Raw genomic sequence first — 23474 nt, 5'->3', positions numbered from 1 at the left:
CAACCCAGACGCGAGAGTAGGCCAAAATGGATACTACCGGTTGGATGCGTCTTGCAGTGCTGTTGCTGGCGTTCGCCGTCATTGCGGCTTTTGCGCTGCGTAAGATGTTTCTGCCCGCGCCGAAGGAAAGTGCGAGCGGTGAGACTATTGCTGGCAGCAACGGATTCAACGAGGCACATAATAGCCACTACAGCGCTGGTCATGGTGGCGCCCGAGACGACTGAAATCATTCCGCCGCCTCCCTCTTCTCTTCCGCCTTGTCCTGATTTTCACGGTCCTGGTATTCGGCGCGCATTCGGCGAACCAGGTCGAGCTCGGCCTGGAAGTCGACATAGTGCGGCAGCTTCAGGTGCTCGACGAAGCCGGTCGCCTGGACATTGTCGGAATGCGAGATGACGAACTCTTCGTCCTGCGCCGCGGCAATCACATCCTCGCCAAGTTCGGTCGCGCGCAACGCGCGGTCGCAGAGCGCCATCGCCATCGCCTTGCGCTCGCTCTGGCCGAAGACCAGGCCGTAGCCGCGGGTGAATTGCGGCGGTGCCTTTGCCGAGCCCTTGAACTGGTTGACCATCTGGCACTCGGTGACGCGGATGGAGCCGAGCGGCACGGCGAAAGGCAGCTCCGGGACCTCGAGCTCCAGCTCGACCTCGCCGATCCGGATCTCGCCGACGAAAGGGTGGTTGCGGGCATAGCCGCGCTGCGTCGAATAGCCGAGCGCCAGGAGAAAACCTTCGTCGCCGCGCGACAGCGCCTGCAGACGGATGTCGCGCGCCATCGGGAATTGCAGCGGCTCGCGGGTGATGTCGCCAGGCACATGGTCAAGCGGCATGTCGCCGTCCGCTTCGATCAGCCCTTCATGGGCGAGGATCGAGGAAACGCGCGGCATCGCCTCGGCCTCGGCCGGACGTTGCGCGGGGTCTTCGATCTCGGCGCCGGCGGCGAGCTTCGGATCGAGCAGGCGGTGGGTGTAGTCGAAGGTCGGGCCGAGCACCTGGCCGCCGGGCAGATCCTTGTAGGTGGCCGACACGCGCCGCTCGAGCTGCATGGCGCCGGTGTCGACCGGGTTGGTGTAGCCGAAGCGCGGCAGCGTGGTGCGGTAGGCGCGCAGCAGCAAGATCGCCTCGATCAAGTCGCCGCGTGCCTGAACGACGGCCAAAGCTGCAAGCTCGCGGTCGTAGAGCGAGCCTTCGCTCATCACCCGGTCGACGCCGAGCGCCAGCTGCTCGACGATCTGATCGAGGCGCAGCGCCGGCACCGAGCGGTCGCCGCGCCGGCGATCGGCAAGCAGGCGATGGGCGTTGGCAATGGCGGCTTCGCCGCCTTTCACCGCGACATACATGTCATGCCTCCATCGTTTTGATGCGGGTGGTGCGCGGAAAGCAGGCGAGGCTGCCGGGCGCCGCCAGGATGATGTCGACGCCGCGTGGGAAGCGCTGGTTGTTCTGTTTCCATTGCTCGACGAAATGGCGCGGCATGCCGGTCGGCGCGAGCGTCGCGGTCTTCTCGATGCCGGGGCCTTTGAGGAGCAGCGACGGGCCGGAGGCGAGATCGTCGGTGAGCAGGATCAGCGTCGTCGAGCGGTCGGGATATTCCTGCGTGCCTTGCGAGAAGCCGTCGAGCGCCGCCATCCCCGCCGGGTTGGCTATCAACGCGAAATGCGCGTCGGCCGGCGTGTTTGCGAGGGGCGCGCCGGTGTGGAAGCCGAGCCACGCCTTGACCGAAGCTTCCGCCTGCAGCCACGGATCGAGCCAGATCGGCGTGTCGTTGTCGCAGAGCGAAAGCGCCACCGCGCCGGCGGTCGCCGACAGCGGCGCCGGCGGCTGGGCGAGCGGCGGCAGCGCCTGCACGCTGCCGGGGCGCGCCATCGCGTCCATGATGGCGCGGAACACGGTCTGCGCATTGAAGACCGGATCGGCGAAGCCGCCCTCGATCGATTGCGTGGCGATCTCCATCAGTCCTCTCCGCGCACCATGGTGAAGAAATCCACTTTCGTGGCCGCCGTCTCGACGCGCCGCTTCTCGCGCGCCGCATCGAGCGCCGCGCGCAACGGCGCGACCAGCTTCGACTCGATGGTGTCGCGATGGGCCGGGTCCTGCCAGAGCGCGTCGGCGATTGCGGCGAGCCTGGCTTTGCCCTTGTCGCGGCCGAGCGCGTAGGAATGGCCGACCTGTCCGGAGGGCACCCGCACGGTGGCGCGCGTTACGGTGGCCTCGCCGACATTGAACGGCGCGCCGCCGCCGCCGATCCGCCCGCGCACTGTCACCAAGCCGGTCTCCGGGCCGCGCAGCAGCTCGGCCTCGCAGGGCAGGCCGGAGCCGTTCCACAGCCGCGCGATCTCGTCGGCTGGCGCGTGCGCCAGCGTCGCCATGATGGCCTTCCTGTCGGCCTGCTCGCGCGCTTCCTGTCCTCGCATCGCTCCAACTCCTTTTGCGCAGTACGATTTGTCTATTGATATAGACAACTATACAAATTATACTTACCTCGTAGCGAGAGTCGATGACGGGCGGATGACAGACGGGGGAAAAGTGATCGGGGCAAAATTGATCGAGCGGGCGAGCAGTATCGAAAGGCGCAACGGCGTGTCGCTCTGGCGGCAGATCGCCGACAAGATATTGCAGGGGATCGCCAGCGGCGATTTCACCGAGAATGCGGCGCTGCCGCCTGAGGTGACGCTGGCCGAACGCTATGGCGTCAACCGCCACACGGTGCGCAGCGCGATTGCCGCGCTGGTGCAGGAAGGCGTGCTCAAGGCCGAGCAGGGGCGAGGCACCTTCGTCTTGTCGCGCAAGCGCCTGTCCTATCCGATCGGCGCGCGCACCCGCTTCTCGACCGGGCTGCAGGGACAGACGACCGAGCGGCACATCGCTCTGCTGTCCTCATCGACCGAGCCGGCCAGCCGCCGCATCGCCGAGGCGCTGAGCATTGCCAGGGGATCGGCCGTGATCCGACTGGAGACGCGCGGCGAAGCCGACGGACATCCGGTGTCACGGGCGACGACCTGGTTCGATGCCAAGCGGTTCGCCGGCATCGAGACCGCGATGGCCGAGACGGGATCGATCACCGCCTCGCTCAAACGTTTCGGGATCAACGACTATCTGAGGCACTCGACGGTGCTGTCGGCGCGCCACGCCGATGCGGACGATCTTGCCGATCTCGAGCTGCAGCCGGGCGCCATCGTGCTGGTCACGATCGCCATCAATGTCACGATGGACGGCCAGCCGATCCAGTTCGCGGAGTCGCGGTTCCCGGCCGAGCGAGTGGAGCTGAAGTTGTCGGCCGGCGATTAGCCTTCGACATCCGTCATCAAGGGCGACAACCACTGAGTCGTCATCCACGGGCGGGTCGGGCCTCCCTATCCGACCTCGATAACCGCTTTGATCAACCCGGATTTTTCGTGCGCCCAGCGCGCTAGATCGCGCGGCGTATCGGCAAGGGTCGTGCGGTGGGTGACGAGTTTCTCCAGCGGCACGGCGCCGTTGCGGATCGAGGCGGCGACATGGTCGAAGTCTGCTCTGAGCGCATTGCGGCTGCCGACCAGCGTCATCTCGCGCTTGTGAAACTCGGGATCGGAGAAGGTGATGTCGTCCTTAACGACGCTGACCAGCACCAGCGCTCCGCCATGCGCGACATGGGTGAAGGCGGACTGAACCGACTGCGTGTTGCCGGTGGCGTCGAACACAAGGTCGAAGCCTTCGCCGCGGGACGCCTGCCGCACCAGATCGGCAGCCGGCGCTTTCGAGCCGTCGAGTGCGGCAAAGCCGAGCTCGCTTTCGGCGAAATCGAGCCGTTCGGTGCTCATGTCGAGCAGGCTGACATCGAGGCCGGCGATGCGGGCGAACAGTGCCGTGCCAAGGCCGATCGGACCGGCGCCGATGACCAGCGTGCGCTGGCCGGGCGCACTCAGCGAGCGCCGCACGGCGTGTGCGCCGATGGCCAGGAATTCGACGGCGGCGGCATCGGCCAGCGATAGGCCATTTGCTGGATAAAGGTTTTGCGCCGGCACCAGGATCTCGTCGCACATGGCGCCGTCGCGATGGACGCCAAGCACCTCGATCTGCACGCAGCAGTTCGGCTTGCCGTGCCGGCAGGCAACGCATTTGCCGCAGGCGAGATAGGGGTTGATGATCACCGGCTCGCCGATGGCAAGCTCGACGCCTTCACCTCGCTCGACGACCGTGCCCGAGACCTCGTGGCCCATGATGCGCGGATAGGCGAGGAACGGGTGCTTGCCTTCGAAGATGTGATAGTCGGTGCCGCAGATGCCGACATGGCTGACTGCGATGCGCGCCCAGCCGGGCGGCGGCGCGCCGGGTTCGGCGCAGTCTTCGAGAACAAGATCGCCAGGCGAGCGGCAGACGACGGCTTTCATGCGCTGATCCAGTGTTCAAGGGGCGTCGGCCCCGCTCGATCGGGGCCGGCGCGTCATTTCAGGAACGATTATTTGCCGCGACGGCGCAGGCCGTCGAAGTAGACGATGACGATGATCAGCAGGCCGGTGATGACGCGCTGCCAGAAGGTGTTGACGTTGAGCAGGTTGGCGCCGTTGTTGATCGTCGAAAGAATGAAGGACCCGATCAGCGGTCCATGCACCGAGCCGATGGCGCCGAACAGCGAGGTGCCGCCGATCACCGACGAGGCGATGGCCTGCAGCTCATAAGTGTCGCCCTGGGTCGGGTTGCCGATGCCGATGCGCGAGGCAAGCAGCACACCCACGAAAGCCGCGAGCAGGCCGGACAGGATATAGGCCATGAAGATGGTGCGCGGCACGTTCACGCCGGAAAGGCGCGCGGCCTCCGCATTGGAGCCGACCGAGAACAAATAGCGGCCCCAGCGCGTGTGGTGCAGGAACACATAGGACGGTATGGCGACCAGGATCACCATCCAGAACAGGTAGGGGATACCGAGCAGCGAGCCGCGCGAGAAGGCCTGGAAAGGGTCGCTGTTGATCGAGATCGAATTGCCGTTGGTCATCAAGAGACCGATGCCGCGCAGCGAGGTCATCGTGGCCAGGGTGATGATGAAGGGCGGCAGGCCCATCTTGACGATGCCGAAGCCGTGGAACAGGCCGATGGCGACGCCGGCGAGCAAGGTAATGAGCACAGCCGCCCAGATCGGCCAGCCGGCATTGATCAGAAGCGCCACGATGACGGTGGTGAAGCCGACCACGGCACCGACCGAGAGATCGATGCCGCCGGTGATGATGACGAAGGTCTGGCCGACCGCGAGGATGGCGATCAGCGAACCCTGACGCAAAAGATTGGTGATGTTGAGCGTCGTGGCGAAGGAGGGTGTGGCGACCGCCAGCACGATCCACATCAAAAGCAACAAGCCGAGCAGCGTCAGCCCGAACAGGGCGTTGTAATTGCGCTTCGGCTTTTCGGCGGGGATCGCCTCGGTGCTCATTTTCGTCCTCCCGTCTTTTCTTGTTTCTCGGCCAGCGCTTGGCCCAAAATGTCCTCATGGCTGGCGGTGCGGAAGCCATGCGTGGCGACCAGCTTGCCGCGGCGGAACACATGCAGCGTGTCGGCGAGCTCGTAGACTTCCGGAAGGTAGGACGAGATCAGGATGATACCGGCGCCCTTGGACAGAAGCGTCGAGAACAGCCGGTAAATCTCGGCCTTGGTACCGACATCGACGCCGACCGTCGGCTCGTCGAAGATGAACAGCTTGGCGCCATGCGCCAGCCATTTGCCGATGACGATCTTCTGCTGGTTGCCGCCCGACAGGCTGGAGGCCAGCGCATGGCGCGTCGGCGTCTTGATCCTGAGATCGGCTATCTGGCGATCGGCCTCGGCCTTCTCGCGCGAGCCTGAGATCAGAAGATTGCTCGAGATGCGCTTGTAGATCGGCAGGTTGAGATTCGTGCCGACCGGCAGGTTGAGGCAGAGGCCTTGGTCGCGGCGGCTTTCGGGGGCGAGGGCCATGCCTAGCCTTATCGCGTCATGCTCGGAGTTGACTTGCACCTCCTTGCCTTGCCACAGGATCTGACCGGCCGACTTCCTGTGGCGGCCGTAAAGCGTGGTGACGAACTCGCTGCGGCCGGCTCCGATCAAGCCGTAAAGTCCGACGATCTCGCCCGCGCGGACAGTCACCGAGACGTTCTCGAAACCCTTGCCGGACAGATTCCGCGTCTCGACGATCGTCGCGCCCGGCGTGAAATGCTCCTTGTGGTAGATCTGCTCGATCGAGCGATTGATCATCAGTTTGACCAATTCCGGCTCGCTGGTCTCGGCTATGTTGCGGGTGCCGACGAGGGTGCCGTCGCGCAGCACCGAAACGCGATCGGCAAGCTCGAACACCTCCTCCATGCGGTGGCTGATATAGATGATGGTGACACCTTCGCCCTTTAGCCGGCGGATTAGCTTGAACAGCTGGTCGGCCTCCTTGCGGGTGAGGTAGGCGGTCGGCTCGTCGAAGATGAGGAACTTTGTGCCGCGTACCGTGGCGCGGGCGGCGGCGATCAGCTGCTGCTGGCCGATGGTGAGGTCGCCCAGCATAACATGCGCGGGCAGATCGAAGCCGAGGCCATCGATGATCTTCTGCGCTTCTTTCACCATGGCGCGCTGCTGCAAGAGACCGAAGCGGGAATTCTCCTCGCCGAGGAACATGTTGGCGGCGACGGTGAGGTGGCGGCAAAGCACGACCTCCTGGTGGACGGCATTGATGCCGAGCGCCATCGCCTCGTGCGGCGTGGCCAGCGCCTCGGGCTTACCTTCCCAGACGACTTCGCCGGAGGTGCGCGGCATGACGCCGGTTAAAAGCTTGATCAGCGTCGATTTGCCGGCGCCGTTCTCGCCGACGATGGCGTGGATCTCGCCCGACTTGAAGGCAAGGTCCACCGGCTTCAGCGCATGCGTGCCGGGATAGCGCTTTTCCAGGCCTTTCAACTCGAGGATAGTCCTGCCCGGTTTCAGCGTGGGGGGCGGGTGTAGTTCCTGCGCCGTCGACGTCATGACAATCCTCCCAGATTGATCCAACCGTTGGATACGCAGCGATGCGTCTGGCGCGCATCTAGAAGGCAGAGCCTAAAGCAAGCCGGCGGATTTCCAAACTGTCCGCGGCGATGTTTCCGGGGCGGCGAAGCCCCGGAAACGAATGTCGCGAAGATCAGTTGAGCTTCGGGTTGAGCAGCGCGTCGATCTTCGGATCCTTCATGTTGTCCTTGGTGACGAGATTGGCGCCGGTGTCGACATTGGCCTCGACCTTCTCGCCCTTCGAGGCGGCTAAGGCGGTCTTGATGCCGTCGTAGCCCATCCGGTACGGATCCTGGACGACGAGGCCGGAGATGACGCCGTCGTTGAGGAACTTGATCAGCTTCTCGTCGCTGTCGAAACCGATCAGCGCCACCTTGCCGGCGAGATTGTTCTCGGCGATCGCCTGGCCGACACCCTGCGCCATGATCAGGTTCGAGGCGAAGATGCCCTTGAGGTCCGGATTGGCGGTGATCAGGTCGGTCGCGATGTTGAGGCCGGTGGTGGCCTGACCGTCGGCATATTTGTCGGCGACCAGTTCGAGGCCGGGATATTTCGCCTTGAGCTGTTCCTTGAAGCCTTGCGCACGCTGCTCGAGCGAGCCGGCGCCGGGCAGCGCGGTGATCAGCGCAACCTTGCCCTCGACTTTGCCGCCATTGGCGGCGCCGATCGCGGCAGCGAGACCGTCAGCCGCGACACGGCCGCCCTGGACGTTGTCGGTGGTGAGGAAGGAGGTGAAGGCCTTGGATTCGGCGCTGGAGTCGATGCCGATGACCTTGACCTTGGTCGCCGCCTCGTCGATCGGCTTGCCGAGCGCCTTGGCCTCGGTCGGCGCGATCACGATCGCGGCCGGATTGCCGGCGACGGCGTTCTCGAGGATCGAGATCTGACCGTTGACGTCGGTTTCGGCCTGGGCGCCGAGTTCCGGCACGTTGATGCCGAGATCCTTGCCGGCCTTGCGGGCGCCGGCCAGCACGATCTGCCAGTAGAATGAAGTGGTGTCCTTGACGATGATTGGGATGGTCACGTCGGCCGCCGAGGCAGGTGCCGAATGCATCGCACCGGCGAGCATTGAGGCGGCGGCTAAAGCCACGAAGGCGCGGCGGTTGAGAAGGCTGGTTACGAATTTCATTAGGTTCCTCCCTAAAATCGCCCGGTGAAGGTTCGGAAGCTCCATCTGGATAGGCGCAAGCCAAACAGAACTTTATCAATAAAAAACATTTGCTCGATTTTGATAGTGCATTGCCCGGATCGATGCAAGCGGTGTCTCATGCCGTTTGCGTGATGGCGTGGCAGCTGATCGGTCTGCTGGATCTCCGCATCTCAGCCAAGCTGCTGGACGATCGTATAAGGATCGTATTTGGCAAATTCCGCCGCCGCTACCTTGACATCCAGCAGTTCGAGATTGCGCGTCAGATTAGCGGGCTTGGCGGTGCCGGTCAGCACCGAGGCAACGACAGGCTCGTGCAGAGGGAATTGGAACGCGGCAGCGGCCAGCGGATAGCCACCTCCGATGGCGATCCGCTCCATTGCGCTGACGCGGTCGAGAATATCCCTGCTCGCCGGCAGATAATCGAAATGCGCGCCATGCACCGGTCCCGTCGCCAATATGCCCGAGTTGAAGACGCCGCCGATGATCAGCGAGGTCCGCCGCTCGCGGCAAAGCGGCAGCAGGTCGGCCTCGGCGCTGCGGTCAAGCAGCGAATAGCGGCTGGCGAGCAGGATGCAGTCGAGCGGCGCGCGGCGAAGCACGTCGAGGCAGATCTGGACCTCGTTTACGCCCAGGCCGTAGGCGGAAATCGTGCAGGACGATTTCAGCTCCTCCAGCGCCTTCAGCCCGCCGTCCATCAGCTGACGGAAATGCAGCTTCGTCTTCTCGACGCCATGCGTGTAGACGCCGATGTCGTGGACGAACAGGATGTCGATCTTGTTGAGGCCGAGCCGCGCGTAGGAAAAATCCACCGAGCGCATGATGCCGTCATAGGAATAGTCGTAGTCGAGCGCGAAGGGCAGCGGATCGACATAGGAGTGATCGGGAACCTGGTCCTCCGGCACCGGCCGGAACAGGCGGCCGACCTTGGTCGAGAGCACATAGGAGGAGCGCGGCTTCTCACGCAGGAAATCGCCTGTGCGCCGCTCCGACAGGCCGAAGCCGTAGAAGGGCGCGGTGTCGAAGTAACGCAGCCCGCCGTCCCAGGCCGCTTGCAGCGTTTCCATTGCGGGCTCGCGCGGACAGGCGCGATAAAGGCCGCCGATGGCGGCGCCGCCGAAGCTGACTTCGGTGACTTCGAGCGCGGTCGTGCCGATCCGGCGTTTGTTCATCAAAGCCTCCCTTTGCCGTTCGACCGGCGGTCGTTTCGAATGTCTAGAGCGTCGCGCCGAGATGCCAGGGCACGAACTCGTTGTCGCCGTAGCCGAACGCCTCGCTCTTGGTCTTGCGTCCGGACGCCGTCTCGATGATCAGCTCGAAGATCTCGCGGCCCATGCCGGCGATCGTCTTCTCGCCGGAAGCGATGACACCGCAATTGACGTCCATGTCCTCTTCCATCTGGTGGTACATGGTCGAGTTCGTGGCGACCTTGATCGACGGCGTCGGACGGCAGCCGAAGCAGGAGCCGCGGCCGGTGGTGAAGACGATGACATTGGCGCCGCCGGCCACCTGGCCGGTGGCCGAGACCGGATCGTAGCCGGGCGTGTCCATAAACACCAAGCCGCTGCCGCTGACCTTCTCGGCGTAACCGAAGACGCCGTTGAGCGGCGTCTGACCGCCCTTGGCAACAGCACCCAGCGACTTCTCCAGGATCGTGGTCAGGCCGCCGCGCTTGTTGCCCGGCGAGGGATTGTTGTCGATCGAGGCGCCGTGCTTGGCTGTATGGTCCTCCCACCATTTCACAAAGCCGTCGAGCTTGGCGGCGATCTCGGGCGAGGCGGCGCGATAGGCAAGCAGATGCTCGGCGCCGTAGATCTCGGTCGTCTCGGACAGGATGCCGATGCCGCCGCAGCCGGCCAGAATATCGACCGCCGCGCCCAGCGCCGGGTTGGCGGTGATGCCGGACATGCCGTCCGAGCCGCCGCATTGCAGGCCGACGACGATCTCGCTGACCGGGATTGGTTCGCGCTGCAACTGGCCGACTTCCTCGGCGATCTCGGCCAGCACGCCCATCGCCCGCTCGACGGATTTGCGCGAGCCGCCGGCCTCCTGGATGTTGAAGTGCCGCTTTCCCGCCGCGACGCCCTTTTGGCCGTAAAGGGTGAGCTGGTTGACCTCGCAACCCAGGCCGACCATCAGCACGCCACCGAAATTCGGGTGGCGGGCATAGCCGGCCAGCGTGCGGTGCAGCACCATCATGCCGTCGCCGGTGGCGCTCATGCCGCAGCCCTGCCCGTGGACGATCGGTACGAAACCGTCGATGCCGGGATATTTCGGCAAAAGCGTGCGATTGGCCTCGTCGGCGATCGCATGGCAGACGGTGGACGAGCAATTGACGCTGGCGATGATGCCGATGAAGTTGCGCGTTCCGGCGCGACCATCGGCGCGGCGATAGCCCATGAAGGTGCGCTTGCGGTCCGCTTCGGTGGCGTGCTCGGCCTCGCTCGGCGGCACCACCGGCAGGCGGCCGCTCTCGAACACCAGATTGTGCGAGTGGACGTGCTCGCCCGGCGCGATGGCTTGAGTGGCGCGGCCGATCGCCTGCGCATATTTCACCACCGCTTCGCCCGCCGCGATCGGCTTGATCGCCACCTTGTGCCCTGGGTCGATCGCCGCCACCGCAACCGCGCCGCCGGGCAGCGCCGCACCGATCTCGATGCGGCCATTGGCGACCGCGACATTGTCGGCGGGGGAAAGAAGAATGGTGCTTGCGGCGTTCACGGGCGGCTGTCCTGGGTAAACCTGGGAGTGTGGGCGGATTGACATGCGCCCGTTTGAGGATAATGTCTTTTATCGTGAAAAAACATTTTTGCGTCAATTGTTTTTTCATCGCGCGCCGCGCGCCGTTGAGTGCATGGCCGCCCGTTTGGTAAAGCCGGCGAAATTCGTTCCGCATTTCGGAGGCTTGCGCTAGGAACACCGATCATATTGCGCTTCCGGCCGGCTGCCGCAAGCGTTGGGGATACGGGGCATGTCGAAGAGCAACAACGTCTACAAGGACGCCTTCAACCGCGGACTGCGGCTGCTCGACGAAACCAGGAGCCTGCCGTCCGAGCCCGAGCTCGGAACGCTGCTCGGCGTCAGCCGCACCACGGTGCGCAGCATTCTTTCGCGCATGGAAGAAACCGGGCTGATCGCCTGGAACAAGCGCAACAAAACGGTGCTGCGGGCGCCGAAGGCGGAAGATTTCTTCCCCGAGGAAGAGACCGACTCGCTGGCCGAGATCATCGAGCGCTCCTTCATGCGCCGGCTGCTCGCCGGCGGCGCGGAAGCAGGCATGCAGATCAACGAGCTCGAGCTGGCGCGCGAGATCGGCGTCGGCACCACCAGCGTGCGCGAATTCCTGATCCGCTTCTCGCGCTTCGGTTTGATCGAGAAGCGGCGCAACAGCCACTGGGTGCTCAAGGGCTTCACCCGCGCCTTCGCGCTTGAGCTCACCGAGATCCGCGAGATGTTCGAGCTGCGTTCGGCGGCTGCCTTCGTCGCGCTGCCGCAGGAAAGCGCGGTCTGGGCCGATCTTGACCGGCTGGAGATCGAACATCGCCAACTGGCGAGCGAGATCGCGACGCGCTTCAACGAATTCTCCGAGCTCGATGAGCGCTTCCACCGGCTGATCCACCGCGCCTCGCACAACCGCTTCATCGTCGATTTCTACGATGTGATCGCGATGATCTTCCACTACCACTACCAATGGAACAAGGCGCAGGAACGCGAGCGCAACGAGGTCGCAGTCCAGGAGCATCTCGCCTATATCGCGGCGCTGAAATCGCGCGATCCGGCCAAGGTGGACGCCGCCTGCCGCAAGCATCTGAAGTCGGCGCGCCAGACGCTGTTGAGCTCCATTCCGGAAGGGCGGCAGATGCAGCCCGCCTGATCAGGCGCATCGCGCCGCGTTGCCGCAGTGCTGTTTTGCCGATTTTCCGCCCGCCGGCCCCATGCTAGGGTCGGTCGAATTGCTGGCAAGAGGCAGGTCTTTTGGATATCCGGCTGAGACGATGGAGCATGCCGGCCGCGTTCGTCGCGGCGCTGCTGCTGTTGCTTCAGTCGGCGCTTGGCGCCTTCGCCTTTGGCGCTCCTTCGCAGCTCGATGCCTTCGGCAACGTCATCTGCACGCATGACGGGGCAGTCAAGCTTCCGGGCGGCGATCCGCACCGGCAGCATATGCCGGCTTGCTGCCTGGCTGGCTGCAGCATGGTTTCGCCGGCGCATCTGCCGCCGCCGGATACCGACGCGCCCGCGAGGGTGCTGGTGTTCGACGCGGTCGCGTTCCCGCCTCCGGCCTTCCGGCATCTCGATTTTGCCCGCGACCGCTCTCCGGCCAATCCGCGCGCGCCGCCGGCCGCAGTCTGACAAAAAACCCGCGAAACCTTTCGCGGGCGCATTCATCCAAGATCAGACTGCTCGCGGCCGGATCACGGCGCGATCCCATACTCATGGAGCAACCATGTCCAATCTTCTTCCCGCATCGCGAGCGCAAGCTCGTCCGCGCGGTTTCGAACGGCTCGGCCTTGCCGTGTTCGCTCTTCTTCTGTTCGCATGCGTTCCCGGCGCCCAGGCGCATGAATTCAAGGCCGGTGACCTGGAAGTCGGGCACCCGTGGTCCCGCGCAACGCCGCCCGGCGCCAAGGTGGCCGGCGGCTATTTCACCGTCACCAACAAGGGCGGCTCGCCCGACCGGCTGCTGTCGGTTTCCTCCGACATCTCCGACAAGGCCGAATTGCATGAGATGAGTGTCAAGGACGGCGTCATGACTATGCGGCCGGTGAGCGGCGGGCTCGTGATCCCGGCCGGCGGCAAGGTCGCACTGAAGCCGGGTGGCTATCACCTGATGTTCATCGGCCTGAAGCGACAGCCCAAGCAGGGCGAGAAATTCCCTGCCACGCTGACCTTCGAGAAGGCCGGCAGCGTCAAAGTCGAGTTCGCCGTCGAGGGCATGGGCGAGATGGGCAGCATGGACGATCACGCCGAGTGATCATTTCGAAATTAGAGGGACAATTCATGAAGAAGTATCTTTTGGCGGTGGGCGCGGTTCTGACGCTCGGAACAAACGCCGCGCTTGCGCACATCACGCTCGAAACCCAGGAAGCGGCCGTCGGCTCGACCTATAAGGCCGTCCTGCGCGTGCCGCATGGCTGCGAGGGCAAGGCGACGACCGCGGTGCGCGTGCAGATTCCGGAAGGCGTCATTTCGGTCAAGCCGATGCCAAAGCCCGGTTGGACGCTGCAGACCAAGAAAGGCCGATACGAGAAATCCTACCAGCTCTATGGCGAGACGCTGACCACCGGCGTCAAGGAAGTCGACTGGAGCGGCGGCAACCTGCCGGACGAATTCTATGACGAGTTCATTTTCCGTGCTTCGCTCGCCGCCGATCTTCCGGCCGGCCAGATGCTCTATTTCCCGGTGGTCCAGGAATGCGGCGATGCCGCCGATCGCTGGATCGAGATTCCGGCGGCGGGACAGGATGAGGATGCACTGGAAAATCCGGCGCCCGGCATCAAATTGCTGCCGAAGAAATGATCTCTCGATGGCGCGTCCCATTCGGGCGCGCCGTCCCTTGTCGAAAGACCGCATGAACGCAGCAGCAACTTTCCCAATCCGCCTGACGGGCATGCGCATCGGGCCAGTCGCCAGCGGCCTGTTCGCGGCTTTCGTACTCGTGCTGCTGCTGGTGCTACCCGGCCGCGCCCTCGCGCATGCGGCCTTGGTCGCGACCGATCCGCCCGATGGTGCGGTGCTGTCGCAGAGTCCCGCGCGGTTCTCGCTGACCTTCAGCGAGCCGGTTTCGCCCCTGGTGCTCACTCTGGTGCGGCCGGACGGCACGCAACTTTCGCTGACCTCCTTCCGGCTCAACGATCAGACCGTCGAGATCGATAATCCGGAGACGCTCAAATCCGGCACGCATGTGCTGAGCTGGCGGGTGATTTCGGAGGACGGCCATCCGGTCGGCGGCTCGGCGCTGTTTTCCGTCGGCGCGCCAAGTGCTGCGCCGGTAGCGGGCGAAGCCGTCGATTTGTCGCTGCGCACGGCAATCTGGATCGGTAAGCTCCTTCTCTATGCCGGGCTGTTCCTCGGCGCCGGCGGCGCCTTCGCGCTCGCCTGGCTCGCTGGAGACTGTCGCTGCGGCCAGGGTTTCGTTATCGGCGCTCTTCTGTGCGGACTGGCCGCCGCCCCGTTCTCGCTCGGATTTCAGGGGTTGGACGCGCTCGGCGCGCCGCTCGCCCGGTTTGCGGCGCCCACCGTGTGGGAGACCGCGCTTGCCACCAGCTTCGGCTGGACGGTGCTTGCCGCCCTGATTGCACTCGGCTTTGCCTTGCTGTCCCTCGTCGGACCGCGCGCTCTTGGCAAGCTGCTTGCGCTCGCCGGGCTCGTCAGTGTGGGCACGGCGCTTGCGGCAAGCGGCCACGCCAGCGCCGCCGAGCCGCAATGGCTGACGCGGCCGCTGGTTTTCCTGCATGGCACAGCCATCGCCTTCTGGACCGGCGCGCTCGCGCCGCTCGGCCTTGCGTTGCGCTATCAGCCGGCGGAGGCCAAAATCTTCTTGCGCCGGTTTTCGCGCGCGATCCTGCCCGTGGTTTTCGTGCTTGCGATAAGCGGCATCGTGCTGGCGATCATCCAAGTGCGCGAACCGGCAGCGCTCATCAACACCGCCTATGGCCGCCTGCTGCTGCTGAAACTGGCCCTGCTTTTGTTCCTGTTCACCCTTGCCTCCGTGAACCGATGGACGCTGACCGCGCCGGCCGAAACGGGCGACACGGAAGTGCAGCGGCGGCTGGTGCGTTCGATCGGCATCGAGACGCTGATCGTGCTTGCCATCTTCGGCGTCGCCGCCGGCTGGCGCTTCACGCCGCCGCCACGCGCGCTGGCGATCGCCGCAGCGCAGCCGGCCTCGATCCACATCCACACCCTGCAGGCGATGGCCGATCTCAGCATCACGCCCGGCCATGCCGGCCAGGTTGCCGCCTCGATGGTGATCATGACCGGCGATTTCGGTCCGATGGATGCCAAGCAGGTGATCCTGGTGCTGTCGAAGCCGGATTCCGGCATCGAGCCGATCAAACGGCCGGCGACGAAACGCGGCGACGGCACCTGGCGCGTCGAGAATCTCGTCATCCCGCTGCCCGGCCGGTGGAACGCCCGGCTCGACATCCTGGTTTCCGATTTCGAGATGGTGAAGATTGAAGCGCCAATTGATATCAGAGCCGACTGACCTAGACCGCGACACAATTCGGCGAGGCGGTTGACGCCGTCGCGAAGGCCCGTCAATCATCCGTCCAAAACGCGGCTTCAACAAAAGTTCGAAAGCAGGGAAGAAACGATGGAAAAAGCCGAAATCGGCCTGATCGGCCTTGGCACGATGGGCTCCAACCTGGCGCTCAACATCGCCGAGCACGGGCACCGCATCGCCGTCTTCAACCGCACGCCGTCGCGCACCGGCGCTTTCGTCGAAAACGCCGGTCCGCTGAAGGACATGGTTGTGCCCTGCTACAGCCTGGAGGAACTCGCCGCAGCGATCCGGCCGCCTCGGCCGATCATCATCATGGTGCTGGCCGGCAAGCCGGTCGACGAGCAGATCGAGGCTTTGCGCGGCGTGCTCTCCGACAACGACATCGTCATCGATGCCGGCAATGCCAATTTCCGCGACACGATGCGGCGCTTCTCGGAGCTGTCGGGCTCAGGTCTGACCTTCATCGGCATGGGCGTGTCGGGCGGCGAGGAGGGCGCGCGCCACGGGCCGTCAATCATGGTCGGGGGCACGGAAGACTCCTGGAAGCGCGTCGAAAAAGTGCTGACGGCGATCTCCGCCAAGTTCAAGGACGAGCCTTGCGCCGCCTGGCTCGGCACCGACGGCGCCGGCCATTTCGTCAAAACCATCCACAACGGCATCGAATATGCCGATATGCAGATGATCGCCGAGATCTACGGCATCCTTCGCGACGGCTTGGGCATGGGGCCGAAGGAGATCGGCAAGGTCTTCGACGGCTGGAACCAGGGTCGGCTCAACTCCTACCTGATCGAGATCACCGCCAAGGTTCTCGCAGCCGACGATCCCAAGACCGGCAAGCCGGTGGTCGACATCATCCTCGACCGCGCCGGCCAGAAGGGCACCGGCAAATGGTCGGTCATCGAAGCGCAGCAGCTCGGCATTCCGGCGACGGCCATCGAGGCTGCCGTCGCGGCGCGCGTGCTGTCGTCGATCAAGGACGAACGGCAGGCGGCGGAAAGGGCCTACGGCGATATCGGCGTCGAGAAGATTTCCGGCGACAAGGCGGCGCTGCTGAAAGATCTCGAGCTGGCGCTGTTCGCCGGCAAGATCGCGGCTTACGCGCAGGGTTTTGGTGTGATGAGCGGCGCCTCAAAGGAATTCAACTGGAACCTGCCGATGCCGACCATCGCCAAGATATGGCGCGCCGGCTGCATCATCCGCTCGCAGATGCTGGACACAATGGCGGAGGCCTTTGGGTCAGGCGGCGCCTCGACCAATCTCCTGATGGCGCCGGCCTTCATCGCCATGATGAAGGAGGCGCATCCGTCGCTCAGGCGCATGGTGGCCAGGGCCTCCGAGGCCGGCTCGCCGGTGCCGGCGCTGTCCTCGGCGCTCGCCTATTTCGACAGCTATCGCCAGGGCCGCGGCACGTCGAACCTGATCCAGGCGCAGCGCGATTTCTTCGGCGCGCACGGCTTCGAGCGTATCGGCGAGGAGGGGGTGTTCCATGGGCCGTGGGGAAGCGGCGCTGCGTAGAGTCAGGGTATGCCAGCCTGCAAACGGCGGCTTCCTGCGCTCCCGGTGCTCGCGTACTTCAAGTACGCTCCCGTTCTCGGAAGCCGCCAACTCGGCCTGACCTGACTCTCAAGTTGCGCCAGTCAACCCCGATAGGGCAGGACCTCGCTCGGTTTGCTCAGCGATTGCAGCGAGCCAGGTTCCTTGCCGCCGATCCAGCCGAGCACAGCGCGGGCAAGCTCGGAGCCGGCGAGCCGGAAATTCTCATTCACGACCAGCAGTTCGCGCCGGAACAAATGCAGCAGTTCCGAGGACTGTTTCGACACCACGTCGACATCGCGGCCGAGTTTCAGGCCGGCGTCCTCGATGCCTGCAACAACGGCGAGTGTGGCGGCGGCGGCGCTGCTGACGATGCCGTCCGGACGGCTCTCGCGGCGCATGAGCTGCGCGGTTCGCATCCTGATCTGCTCGATCGTGTGGTCGATGGAGACGGTGTTGAACGGCACCTCGCTGGCGCCGACGTCGCTCAGCGCATCGGCAAAACCGTTCACCGTGTGGTCGTAATAGGTGAGGCCGACCGGCGGCGTCACCAGAGCGAGCCGGCGCCGGCCCATGCCGGCGAGATGGCGGACCGCCTCGCCGGCGAAAGCATAGTTGTCGAAGTCGTGATAGGGATGCACCAGCCCCATGTCGGTGCGGCCATGCGTGGCAAATGGGATGCCGCGTTCCAGCATAAAGCGGGCGCGCGGGTCGTTGGGCTGCGTGCGTGAAATGATGACGCCGTCGGCGGAGCCCGTCTCCACCAGATAGCGCACCGGATCCAGCGGGTCCTGCGAGCGCGAATAGGGCGTGACGATCAGGTGATAGGGCGTGTCGGCGATCACCTCGGTGACGCCGTAGATGATGTCCGAGACGAAGCTCATCAGCTCGTGCTCGGTGTTGAGCACCAGGCTGATGACGTTGGTCTTGCCGGTCCTCAGCCTCACGCCGGCGCGGTTCGGGCGATAGCCGATCTGCTTGGCGACGAGCTGCACGCGCCGCCTGGTCTCGGCGCCGATCTCCGGCGCGTCCTTCAGCGCGCGCGAGACGGTGGTGACGCCGAGCCCGGTCATGAAGGCAAGCGTCTTCAGCGTCGGCCGTTCCTTAGCCGACGTGTCGTCGTCCTTCTCGTTTGCTCGTCTGTCCATTCGTCCCGCCCGTCAGGCGCATAGCAGCCGCGAGACCGGCCGGCAATCGCGCCCGTCGCCTTTGCGCGGCCTTCAGCCCGTGACAAGGTGCAATATACTGAAACGTTACAGATTGCCAACGCCCGTGATCAATGGGCAGGTCGCACTCGTTGCGGTCAGCGCCGGAGGGGTGGACTGAAAGCCACTGGAATCATAAACAAATCTCGATTTAGCTCTTCTTTTTGCATCGATTGGCCGCACCACCGATTCCCCGGCAGGTCTTTGGAGAGGATTTTGTTCGCGCCTCGAAGAAATCTCATGCCGTCTCATTCAAGGGTTGCCTATATCGGCCATTTGCCGTATCGAAAATCTGTAACGTTTCAGATTCTGGGAGGAACCGAAATGCGATACAAATTCCTGACCGCCGCGTTCGCCGCGACGGCCGCGCTGAACTTCGCCGGACCGGCGGCCGCGACCGATCTCGAAGTCACCCATTGGTGGACTTCGGGCGGCGAGGCGGCGGCGGTGGCCGAACTTGCCAAGGCGTTCGACGCGACCGGCAATCACTGGGTCGATGGCGCCATCGCCGGTTCCGGCGGCACGGCGCGGCCGATCATGATCAGCCGCATCACCGGCGGCGATCCGATGGGCGCCACCCAGTTCAACCACGGCCGGCAGGCGGAGGAGCTCGTCCAGGCCGGGCTGATGCGCGACCTCACCGATCTCGCCACCAAGGAAAAGTGGACGGAAATCGTGCGGCCGAAGAGCCTGCTCGACTCGTGCACCATCGGCGGCAAGATCTATTGCGTGCCGGTCAACATCCATTCCTGGCAGTGGCTGTGGCTGTCGAACGAAGCCTTCCAGAAGGCCGGCGTGCCGATGCCGAAGGACTGGAATGAATTCGTGGCGGCTGCGCCGGCGCTGGAAAAAGCCGGCATCATCCCGCTCGCCGTCGGCGGGCAGCCCTGGCAGGCGTCCGGCGCCTTCGACGTGCTGCTTGCCGCCGTCGGCGGCACCGACGCCTTCCTCAAGGTCTACAGGGACAAGGACGCCAAATTCGCAGGCGGTCCCGAAATCGCCAAGGCGTTCAAGGCCGCCGACGACGCCCGTAAGATGGCCAAGAACACCAATGTGCAGGACTGGAACCAGGCGACCAATCTGGTCATCACCGGCAAGGCCGGCGGCCAGATCATGGGCGACTGGGCGCAGGGCGAGTTCCAGGTCGCCGGCAAGACCGCCGGCAAAGACTACACCTGCCTGCCCGGTCTCGGCCTGAACGAGGTCATCGCCACGGGCGGCGACGCGTTCTACTTCCCGCTGCTCAAGGATGCCGACAAGGCCAAGGCTCAGGAAGTTCTGGCCGAGACGCTGCTCGACCCGAAGACCCAGGTCGCCTTCAATCTCAAGAAGGGCTCGCTTCCGGTGCGCGGCGACGTCGACCTCAACACGGCGAACGACTGCATGAAGAAGGGCCTCGCCATCCTCGCCAAGGGCGCGGTGATCCCGTGGACGGACCAGCTCTTGTCGCAGGACAGCCAGAAGCAGAAGGAGGATCTGTTCTCCGAATTCTTCGCCAAGCCCGACATGACGCTCGAAGAGGCGCAGAAGCGCTTCGCCGACATCATCGCGTCGGCCGACTGATCAACGGCGCCCCCGCCAGCTCCCGGCCCCCGCCTATCCGGGGTCGGGAGCGTGATGTCCTCATTGTCCCAGCCCGGCTGCCGAGATGAGCAACAGCGAACGCCCCAACCAGCTTTTACGCAACCTCAACGCCAAGGTCGCATCAATCCCGATGATCCTGACCGCGCTGGTCGTCTTCGTCGGCGGCACGGCCTGGACGGTGCTCTATTCCTTCACCAATTCGAAGCTCTTGCCGCGGCTGAACTTCGTCGGCCTCGACCAATATTACCGGCTATGGGCGACGCCGCGCTGGCTGGTGTCGATCGAGAACCTTTTGATCTACGGCGTGATCTCGCTGTTGTTCTCGCTGGTGATCGGCTTCATCCTCGCGGCATTGCTCGATCAGAAGATCCGCTTCGAGGACACGTTTCGCACGATCTTCCTCTATCCTTTCGCACTTTCTTTCATCGTCACCGGGCTGGTCTGGCAGTGGCTGCTCAATCCCGATTTCGGCATCCAGCGCGTCGTGCGCGACCTCGGCTGGACGAGCTTCAGCTTCGATCCTCTCTACAATTCCAGCATCGTCATCTACGGCATTTCGATCGCGGCGCTCTGGCAAGGCACGGGACTGATCATGTGCCTGATGCTCGCCGGCCTGCGCGGCATCGACGAGGACATCTGGAAGGCCGCACGGGTTGACGGCATACCGATGTGGAAGACCTATCTCTTCATCATCATCCCGATGATGCGGCCGGTCTTTATCACCACCTTGGTGATCATCGCCGCCGGCATCGTCAAGGTCTACGACCTTGTGGTGGCGCAGACCAGCGGCGGTCCGGGCATCGCTTCCGAAGTGCCGGCGAAATACGTCTACGACTACATGTTTTTCGCCCAGAATCTCGGCCAGGGTTTTGCCGCCTCGACCATGATGCTGCTCTCGGTGGTGATCGTCATCGTGCCATGGGCCTACCTCGAATTCGGAGGCAAGAAGCATGGCTGAAGCTGCTGCCTCCATGTCCAGTGACGCTCTTCGGCGCGAAGCCTCGTCGCGCGATGCATCGGGGCCGAGCGGAACGAAGCCGCGGCACGCGCTCTCGCGCCGCAACATCTTCCTCTACGGCACGCTGATCGTCGTGGCGCTCTATTACCTGCTGCCGCTCTACGTGATGATCGTCACATCGCTGAAGGGCATGCCGGAAATCCGCCTCGGCAACATCTTCTCGCCGCCGCTGGAGATCACCTTCGAGCCGTGGGTCAAGGCGTGGTCGCAGGCCTGCACCGGGCTCAATTGCGACGGGCTGTCGCGCGGCTTCTGGAACTCGGTGCGCATCACCGTGCCGTCGGTTCTGCTGTCGATCGCGATCGCGTCGGTCAACGGCTATGCCTTGGCCAACTGGCGCTTCAAGGGCGCCGACACCTTCTTCATCATCCTGATCGTCGGCGCCTTCATTCCCTATCAGGTGATGATCTACCCGATCGTCATCATCCTGCGCGAGATCGGCATCTACGGCACGCTGACCGGCTTGGTGATCGTGCATTCGATCTTCGGCATGCCAATCCTGACGCTCCTGTTCCGCAACTATTTCACATCCATGCCGGAGGAACTGTTCCGCGCCGCGCGCGTCGACGGCGCCGGTTTCTGGGGCATCTATCTACGCATCATGCTGCCGATGTCGCTGCCGATCTTCGTCGTCGCCATCATCCTGCAGGTGACAGGCATCTGGAACGACTTCCTGTTCGGCGTCGTCTACACCCGCCCCGACACCTATCCGATGACGGTGCAGCTCAACAACATCGTCAACTCGGTACAGGGCGTGAAGGAGTACAACGTCAACATGGCCGCAACCATCCTGACCGGCCTTGTGCCGCTCATCGTCTACTTCGTTTCCGGCAAGCTCTTCGTGCGCGGCATCGCCGCCGGCGCGGTGAAAGGATGATGATGGCAGCAGCGATCGCCAATCCCAGCGTTTCGATCCAGGACCTGTCGCTGAATTTCGGCGTCATGTCGGTGCTGAAGACGCTCAATCTCGACGTAGCCGAGGGCGAGTTCATCGTGCTGCTCGGGCCATCCGGCTGCGGCAAGTCGACCTTGCTGAACTGCATCGCCGGCCTGCTCGACATCTCCGAGGGCCGCATCTTCATCAAGGGCAAGAATGTCACCTGGGAGGAGCCGAAGGATCGCGGCATCGGCATGGTGTTCCAGTCCTACGCCCTCTACCCGCAGATGACGGTGGAGAAGAACCTCTCCTTCGGCCTGCGCGTCGCCGGCGTGCCCAAGGACGAGATCGCCAAACGCATCGCGCGCGCGGCGGAGATCCTGCAGATCGAGCCGCTGCTGCAGAGGAAGCCGTCGGCGCTTTCCGGAGGCCAGCGGCAGCGCGTGGCGATCGGGCGGGCCCTGGTGCGCGACGTCGATGTCTTCCTGTTCGACGAGCCGCTCTCCAACCTCGACGCCAAGCTGCGGTCGGAATTGCGCGTCGAGATCAAGCTTTTGCACCGCCGGCTGCAGAACACGATGATCTACGTCACCCACGACCAGATCGAGGCGATGACGCTGGCCGACCGTATCGCGGTGATGAAGGGCGGTGTCATCCAGCAGCTCGATGCGCCCCAGACGATCTACAATCGCCCGGTCAACCGCTTCGTCGCCGGCTTCCTCGGCTCGCCGGCGATGAATTTTATCAAGGGACACCTGGAAGCAAGCGACGCGCCGGTGTTCAAGGCCGACGGTGTTTCGGTGCCGCTCGGCCGTTATCAGTTCGACAACGAAGGCGGTCGCGCCGCCAAGCCCTGCGTGTTCGGCATCCGACCGGAGCATATCGCTTTTGGCGAAGCGGCGAGGGCCATGCCGTTCACCGCCGAGTCCACTGTCGAGATTGTCGATCCGATGGGCTCCGACACGCTGGTGTGGACGAAGCTCGGCGGCCAGATCCTCTCCTTCCGCGTCGAAGCCGACAAGACGCTGCGCAACGGCGATGCGATATGCATCGGCTTCGATCCGGCGCGCGCCTCGCTGTTCGACGCCGAGACCGACAGCAGGCTCTAACCTCCCAGACCACAACCTCCCGGAACCAACAAGCAGAACGGACAGACAGATGAACTGGTCATTCCAACTTTACAGTGCCCGCAATTTCCAGCCATGGGACGGCGTGCTGAAAATGCTCGGCGAACTGGGCTACAAAGAAGTCGAAGGTTTCGGCGGCGTCTATGACGATCCCAAGGCTTTCCGTGCCGAGCTCGACAAGAACGGGCTCGCCATGCCGACCGGGCATTTCTCGATCGATGCGCTGGAGAAGGATTTCGACGGCGTGCGCAGGATTGCCGATGCGCTCGGCATCTCGCTGCTCATCTGCCCCTACCTGATGCCCGATGCGCGGCCGGGCGACGCCGCCGGCTGGCGCGGCTTCGGCGAGCGGCTTGCCAAGGTGGGCGACACCGCGAAGAAGGCCGGCTACGGCTTTGCCTGGCACAACCATGATTTCGAGTTCAAGCCGCTCGTCGACGGCTCGCTGCCGCAGGAGCACATCCTGTCCGCCGCGCCCCACATCGGCTGGGAGATGGACGTCGCCTGGGTGATGCGCGGCGGCGCCGATCCACTGCCCTGGATCGAAAAGCACGGCAAGCGCATCAGTGCCGTCCACGTCAAGGATATGGCGAAGCCGGGGGAGGGGCTGGACGAGGACGGCTGGTCGGATGTCGGCCACGGCACCATCGACTGGGCCGGCCTGATCAAGACGTTGCGCGCGAAAAGCGCGACGAAGTACTTCGTCATGGAGCAGGACAACCCCAACGACATCGAGCGCTTCGCCCGTCGCTCGATCCAATCCGTCAAGAATTTCTAGGACATA

At 64.2% G+C, this 23474-nt stretch carries 23 protein-coding genes; 13 read left to right on the top strand and 10 right to left on the bottom strand.

Annotated features, from left to right (window positions below; translation table 11 throughout):
* The first annotated feature begins 26 nt into the window (after nt 1-26).
* Nucleotides 27-224, top strand: a complete 198-nt coding sequence (locus A9K71_RS29640) for a hypothetical protein (RefSeq protein WP_067004148.1) — start codon at nt 27-29, stop codon at nt 222-224.
* A gap of 2 nt (nt 225-226) precedes the next feature.
* On the opposite strand, the gene A9K71_RS29635 is transcribed toward A9K71_RS29640, so the two are convergent.
* The 3 genes from A9K71_RS29635 to phnG are packed head-to-tail and all read right to left on the bottom strand — an operon-like array spanning nt 227 to nt 2413.
* Nucleotides 227-1339, bottom strand: coding sequence for a carbon-phosphorus lyase complex subunit PhnI (locus A9K71_RS29635; protein WP_067004146.1), 1113 nt, complete (start codon nt 1337-1339; stop codon nt 227-229).
* A gap of 1 nt (nt 1340) precedes the next feature.
* On the bottom strand, nt 1341-1952 hold the full coding sequence (gene phnH, locus A9K71_RS29630; RefSeq protein ID WP_067004144.1) for a phosphonate C-P lyase system protein PhnH: 612 nt from the start codon (nt 1950-1952) through the stop codon (nt 1341-1343).
* Entirely contained in the window at nt 1952-2413 is a 462-nt protein-coding gene (phnG, locus tag A9K71_RS29625; protein WP_067004142.1) for a phosphonate C-P lyase system protein PhnG, read from the bottom strand. Before phnG ends, phnH begins: the two co-directional genes overlap by 1 nt.
* 94 nt (nt 2414-2507) lie before the next feature.
* Here phnG and phnF point away from each other — a divergent pair, with 94 nt between their 5' ends.
* Nucleotides 2508-3287: a phosphonate metabolism transcriptional regulator PhnF gene (gene phnF, locus A9K71_RS29620; protein ID WP_067004140.1), complete on the top strand. Its 780-nt coding sequence runs from the start codon at nt 2508-2510 to the stop codon at nt 3285-3287.
* Nucleotides 3288-3352: 65 nt separating this feature from the next.
* Here the strand turns inward: phnF and A9K71_RS29615 are convergent, their stop codons facing one another.
* From A9K71_RS29615 to A9K71_RS29590, 6 genes are all read right to left on the bottom strand, one after another.
* Nucleotides 3353-4369: a zinc-binding alcohol dehydrogenase family protein gene (locus A9K71_RS29615; RefSeq protein ID WP_067004138.1), complete on the bottom strand. Its 1017-nt coding sequence runs from the start codon at nt 4367-4369 to the stop codon at nt 3353-3355.
* 68 nt (nt 4370-4437) lie between these two features.
* On the bottom strand, nt 4438-5403 hold the full coding sequence (locus tag A9K71_RS29610; RefSeq protein ID WP_067004136.1) for an ABC transporter permease: 966 nt from the start codon (nt 5401-5403) through the stop codon (nt 4438-4440).
* Nucleotides 5400-6953 carry a sugar ABC transporter ATP-binding protein gene (locus A9K71_RS29605; protein ID WP_067004134.1) on the bottom strand — a complete coding sequence of 518 codons (1554 nt, stop codon included), beginning with the start codon at nt 6951-6953 and terminating at the stop codon, nt 5400-5402. Before A9K71_RS29605 ends, A9K71_RS29610 begins: the two co-directional genes overlap by 4 nt.
* Before the next feature lie 154 nt (nt 6954-7107).
* Entirely contained in the window at nt 7108-8103 is a 996-nt protein-coding gene (locus A9K71_RS29600) for an ABC transporter substrate-binding protein (protein WP_067004132.1), read from the bottom strand.
* 191 nt (nt 8104-8294) lie between these two features.
* Nucleotides 8295-9293, bottom strand: coding sequence for an aldo/keto reductase (locus A9K71_RS29595; protein WP_082980770.1), 999 nt, complete (start codon nt 9291-9293; stop codon nt 8295-8297).
* Between the two features lie 43 nt (nt 9294-9336).
* On the bottom strand, nt 9337-10842 hold the full coding sequence (locus A9K71_RS29590; RefSeq protein WP_067004128.1) for an altronate dehydratase family protein: 1506 nt from the start codon (nt 10840-10842) through the stop codon (nt 9337-9339).
* Nucleotides 10843-11092: 250 nt separating this feature from the next.
* Between A9K71_RS29590 and A9K71_RS29585 the strand changes: the two genes are divergently transcribed.
* From A9K71_RS29585 to gndA, 6 genes are all read left to right on the top strand, one after another.
* The gene (locus tag A9K71_RS29585) at nt 11093-11995 is read left to right on the top strand and encodes a GntR family transcriptional regulator (protein WP_067004126.1); all 903 of its coding nucleotides are present in this window, start codon (nt 11093-11095) and stop codon (nt 11993-11995) included.
* A gap of 128 nt (nt 11996-12123) precedes the next feature.
* On the top strand, nt 12124-12471 hold the full coding sequence (locus A9K71_RS29580) for a hypothetical protein (protein WP_067004124.1): 348 nt from the start codon (nt 12124-12126) through the stop codon (nt 12469-12471).
* A gap of 94 nt (nt 12472-12565) precedes the next feature.
* Nucleotides 12566-13093, top strand: a complete 528-nt coding sequence (locus tag A9K71_RS29575) for a copper chaperone PCu(A)C (RefSeq protein WP_067004122.1) — start codon at nt 12566-12568, stop codon at nt 13091-13093.
* Between the two features lie 26 nt (nt 13094-13119).
* Nucleotides 13120-13638 carry a YcnI family protein gene (locus tag A9K71_RS29570; protein WP_067004120.1) on the top strand — a complete coding sequence of 173 codons (519 nt, stop codon included), beginning with the start codon at nt 13120-13122 and terminating at the stop codon, nt 13636-13638.
* A gap of 52 nt (nt 13639-13690) precedes the next feature.
* Nucleotides 13691-15328 (top strand): copper resistance CopC/CopD family protein, encoded by a 1638-nt coding sequence (locus tag A9K71_RS29565; protein WP_067004118.1) that lies wholly within the window; start codon nt 13691-13693, stop codon nt 15326-15328.
* Between the two features lie 108 nt (nt 15329-15436).
* Nucleotides 15437-16861, top strand: coding sequence for an NADP-dependent phosphogluconate dehydrogenase (gene gndA, locus A9K71_RS29560; protein ID WP_067004116.1), 1425 nt, complete (start codon nt 15437-15439; stop codon nt 16859-16861).
* Nucleotides 16862-16983: 122 nt separating this feature from the next.
* Here the strand turns inward: gndA and A9K71_RS29555 are convergent, their stop codons facing one another.
* Complete coding sequence (locus A9K71_RS29555) at nt 16984-18027, bottom strand: LacI family transcriptional regulator (RefSeq protein WP_067004115.1); 1044 nt, start codon at nt 18025-18027, stop codon at nt 16984-16986.
* 381 nt (nt 18028-18408) lie between these two features.
* Here A9K71_RS29555 and A9K71_RS29550 point away from each other — a divergent pair, with 381 nt between their 5' ends.
* From A9K71_RS29550 to A9K71_RS29530, 5 genes are all read left to right on the top strand, one after another.
* Nucleotides 18409-19647, top strand: a complete 1239-nt coding sequence (locus A9K71_RS29550) for an ABC transporter substrate-binding protein (protein WP_067004113.1) — start codon at nt 18409-18411, stop codon at nt 19645-19647.
* Between the two features lie 85 nt (nt 19648-19732).
* Nucleotides 19733-20626, top strand: a complete 894-nt coding sequence (locus tag A9K71_RS29545; RefSeq protein ID WP_067004111.1) for a sugar ABC transporter permease — start codon at nt 19733-19735, stop codon at nt 20624-20626.
* Nucleotides 20627-20639: 13 nt separating this feature from the next.
* The gene (locus tag A9K71_RS29540; protein ID WP_095783605.1) at nt 20640-21563 is read left to right on the top strand and encodes a carbohydrate ABC transporter permease; all 924 of its coding nucleotides are present in this window, start codon (nt 20640-20642) and stop codon (nt 21561-21563) included.
* The gene (locus A9K71_RS29535) at nt 21563-22672 is read left to right on the top strand and encodes an ABC transporter ATP-binding protein (protein WP_197504287.1); all 1110 of its coding nucleotides are present in this window, start codon (nt 21563-21565) and stop codon (nt 22670-22672) included. The genes A9K71_RS29540 and A9K71_RS29535 overlap by 1 nt, the downstream gene beginning before the upstream one ends.
* Before the next feature lie 49 nt (nt 22673-22721).
* Nucleotides 22722-23468, top strand: coding sequence for a sugar phosphate isomerase/epimerase (locus A9K71_RS29530; protein ID WP_067004107.1), 747 nt, complete (start codon nt 22722-22724; stop codon nt 23466-23468).
* Nucleotides 23469-23474 lie beyond the last annotated feature (6 nt).

It is taken from the genome of Mesorhizobium sp. WSM3873, assembly GCF_001672445.1.
In the GTDB taxonomy this organism is placed as follows: domain Bacteria; phylum Pseudomonadota; class Alphaproteobacteria; order Rhizobiales; family Rhizobiaceae; genus Mesorhizobium.
The sequence above is the reverse complement of the archived record's forward strand: the minus strand, read 5'-3'. Positions and strand labels throughout refer to the sequence as shown.

Coding starts and splice junctions, on each gene's coding strand:
- A9K71_RS29565 (WP_067004118.1), top strand. CDS start 13,691: ATGAACGCAGCAGCAACTTTCCCAATCCGCCTGACGGGCATGCGCATC.
- A9K71_RS29585 (WP_067004126.1), top strand. CDS start 11,093: ATGTCGAAGAGCAACAACGTCTACAAGGACGCCTTCAACCGCGGACTG.
- A9K71_RS29610 (WP_067004136.1), bottom strand. CDS start 5,403: ATGAGCACCGAGGCGATCCCCGCCGAAAAGCCGAAGCGCAATTACAAC.
- A9K71_RS29545 (WP_067004111.1), top strand. CDS start 19,733: ATGAGCAACAGCGAACGCCCCAACCAGCTTTTACGCAACCTCAACGCC.
- A9K71_RS29605 (WP_067004134.1), bottom strand. CDS start 6,953: ATGACGTCGACGGCGCAGGAACTACACCCGCCCCCCACGCTGAAACCG.
- A9K71_RS29615 (WP_067004138.1), bottom strand. CDS start 4,369: ATGAAAGCCGTCGTCTGCCGCTCGCCTGGCGATCTTGTTCTCGAAGAC.
- A9K71_RS29640 (WP_067004148.1), top strand. CDS start 27: ATGGATACTACCGGTTGGATGCGTCTTGCAGTGCTGTTGCTGGCGTTC.
- A9K71_RS29550 (WP_067004113.1), top strand. CDS start 18,409: ATGCGATACAAATTCCTGACCGCCGCGTTCGCCGCGACGGCCGCGCTG.
- A9K71_RS29575 (WP_067004122.1), top strand. CDS start 12,566: ATGTCCAATCTTCTTCCCGCATCGCGAGCGCAAGCTCGTCCGCGCGGT.
- A9K71_RS29530 (WP_067004107.1), top strand. CDS start 22,722: ATGAACTGGTCATTCCAACTTTACAGTGCCCGCAATTTCCAGCCATGG.
- A9K71_RS29580 (WP_067004124.1), top strand. CDS start 12,124: ATGCCGGCCGCGTTCGTCGCGGCGCTGCTGCTGTTGCTTCAGTCGGCG.
- A9K71_RS29600 (WP_067004132.1), bottom strand. CDS start 8,103: ATGAAATTCGTAACCAGCCTTCTCAACCGCCGCGCCTTCGTGGCTTTA.
- phnH (WP_067004144.1), bottom strand. CDS start 1,952: ATGGAGATCGCCACGCAATCGATCGAGGGCGGCTTCGCCGATCCGGTC.
- A9K71_RS29570 (WP_067004120.1), top strand. CDS start 13,120: ATGAAGAAGTATCTTTTGGCGGTGGGCGCGGTTCTGACGCTCGGAACA.
- phnF (WP_067004140.1), top strand. CDS start 2,508: ATGACAGACGGGGGAAAAGTGATCGGGGCAAAATTGATCGAGCGGGCG.
- A9K71_RS29540 (WP_095783605.1), top strand. CDS start 20,640: ATGTCCAGTGACGCTCTTCGGCGCGAAGCCTCGTCGCGCGATGCATCG.
- A9K71_RS29635 (WP_067004146.1), bottom strand. CDS start 1,339: ATGTATGTCGCGGTGAAAGGCGGCGAAGCCGCCATTGCCAACGCCCAT.
- A9K71_RS29555 (WP_067004115.1), bottom strand. CDS start 18,027: ATGGACAGACGAGCAAACGAGAAGGACGACGACACGTCGGCTAAGGAA.
- A9K71_RS29595 (WP_082980770.1), bottom strand. CDS start 9,293: ATGAACAAACGCCGGATCGGCACGACCGCGCTCGAAGTCACCGAAGTC.
- phnG (WP_067004142.1), bottom strand. CDS start 2,413: ATGCGAGGACAGGAAGCGCGCGAGCAGGCCGACAGGAAGGCCATCATG.
- A9K71_RS29535 (WP_197504287.1), top strand. CDS start 21,563: ATGATGGCAGCAGCGATCGCCAATCCCAGCGTTTCGATCCAGGACCTG.
- gndA (WP_067004116.1), top strand. CDS start 15,437: ATGGAAAAAGCCGAAATCGGCCTGATCGGCCTTGGCACGATGGGCTCC.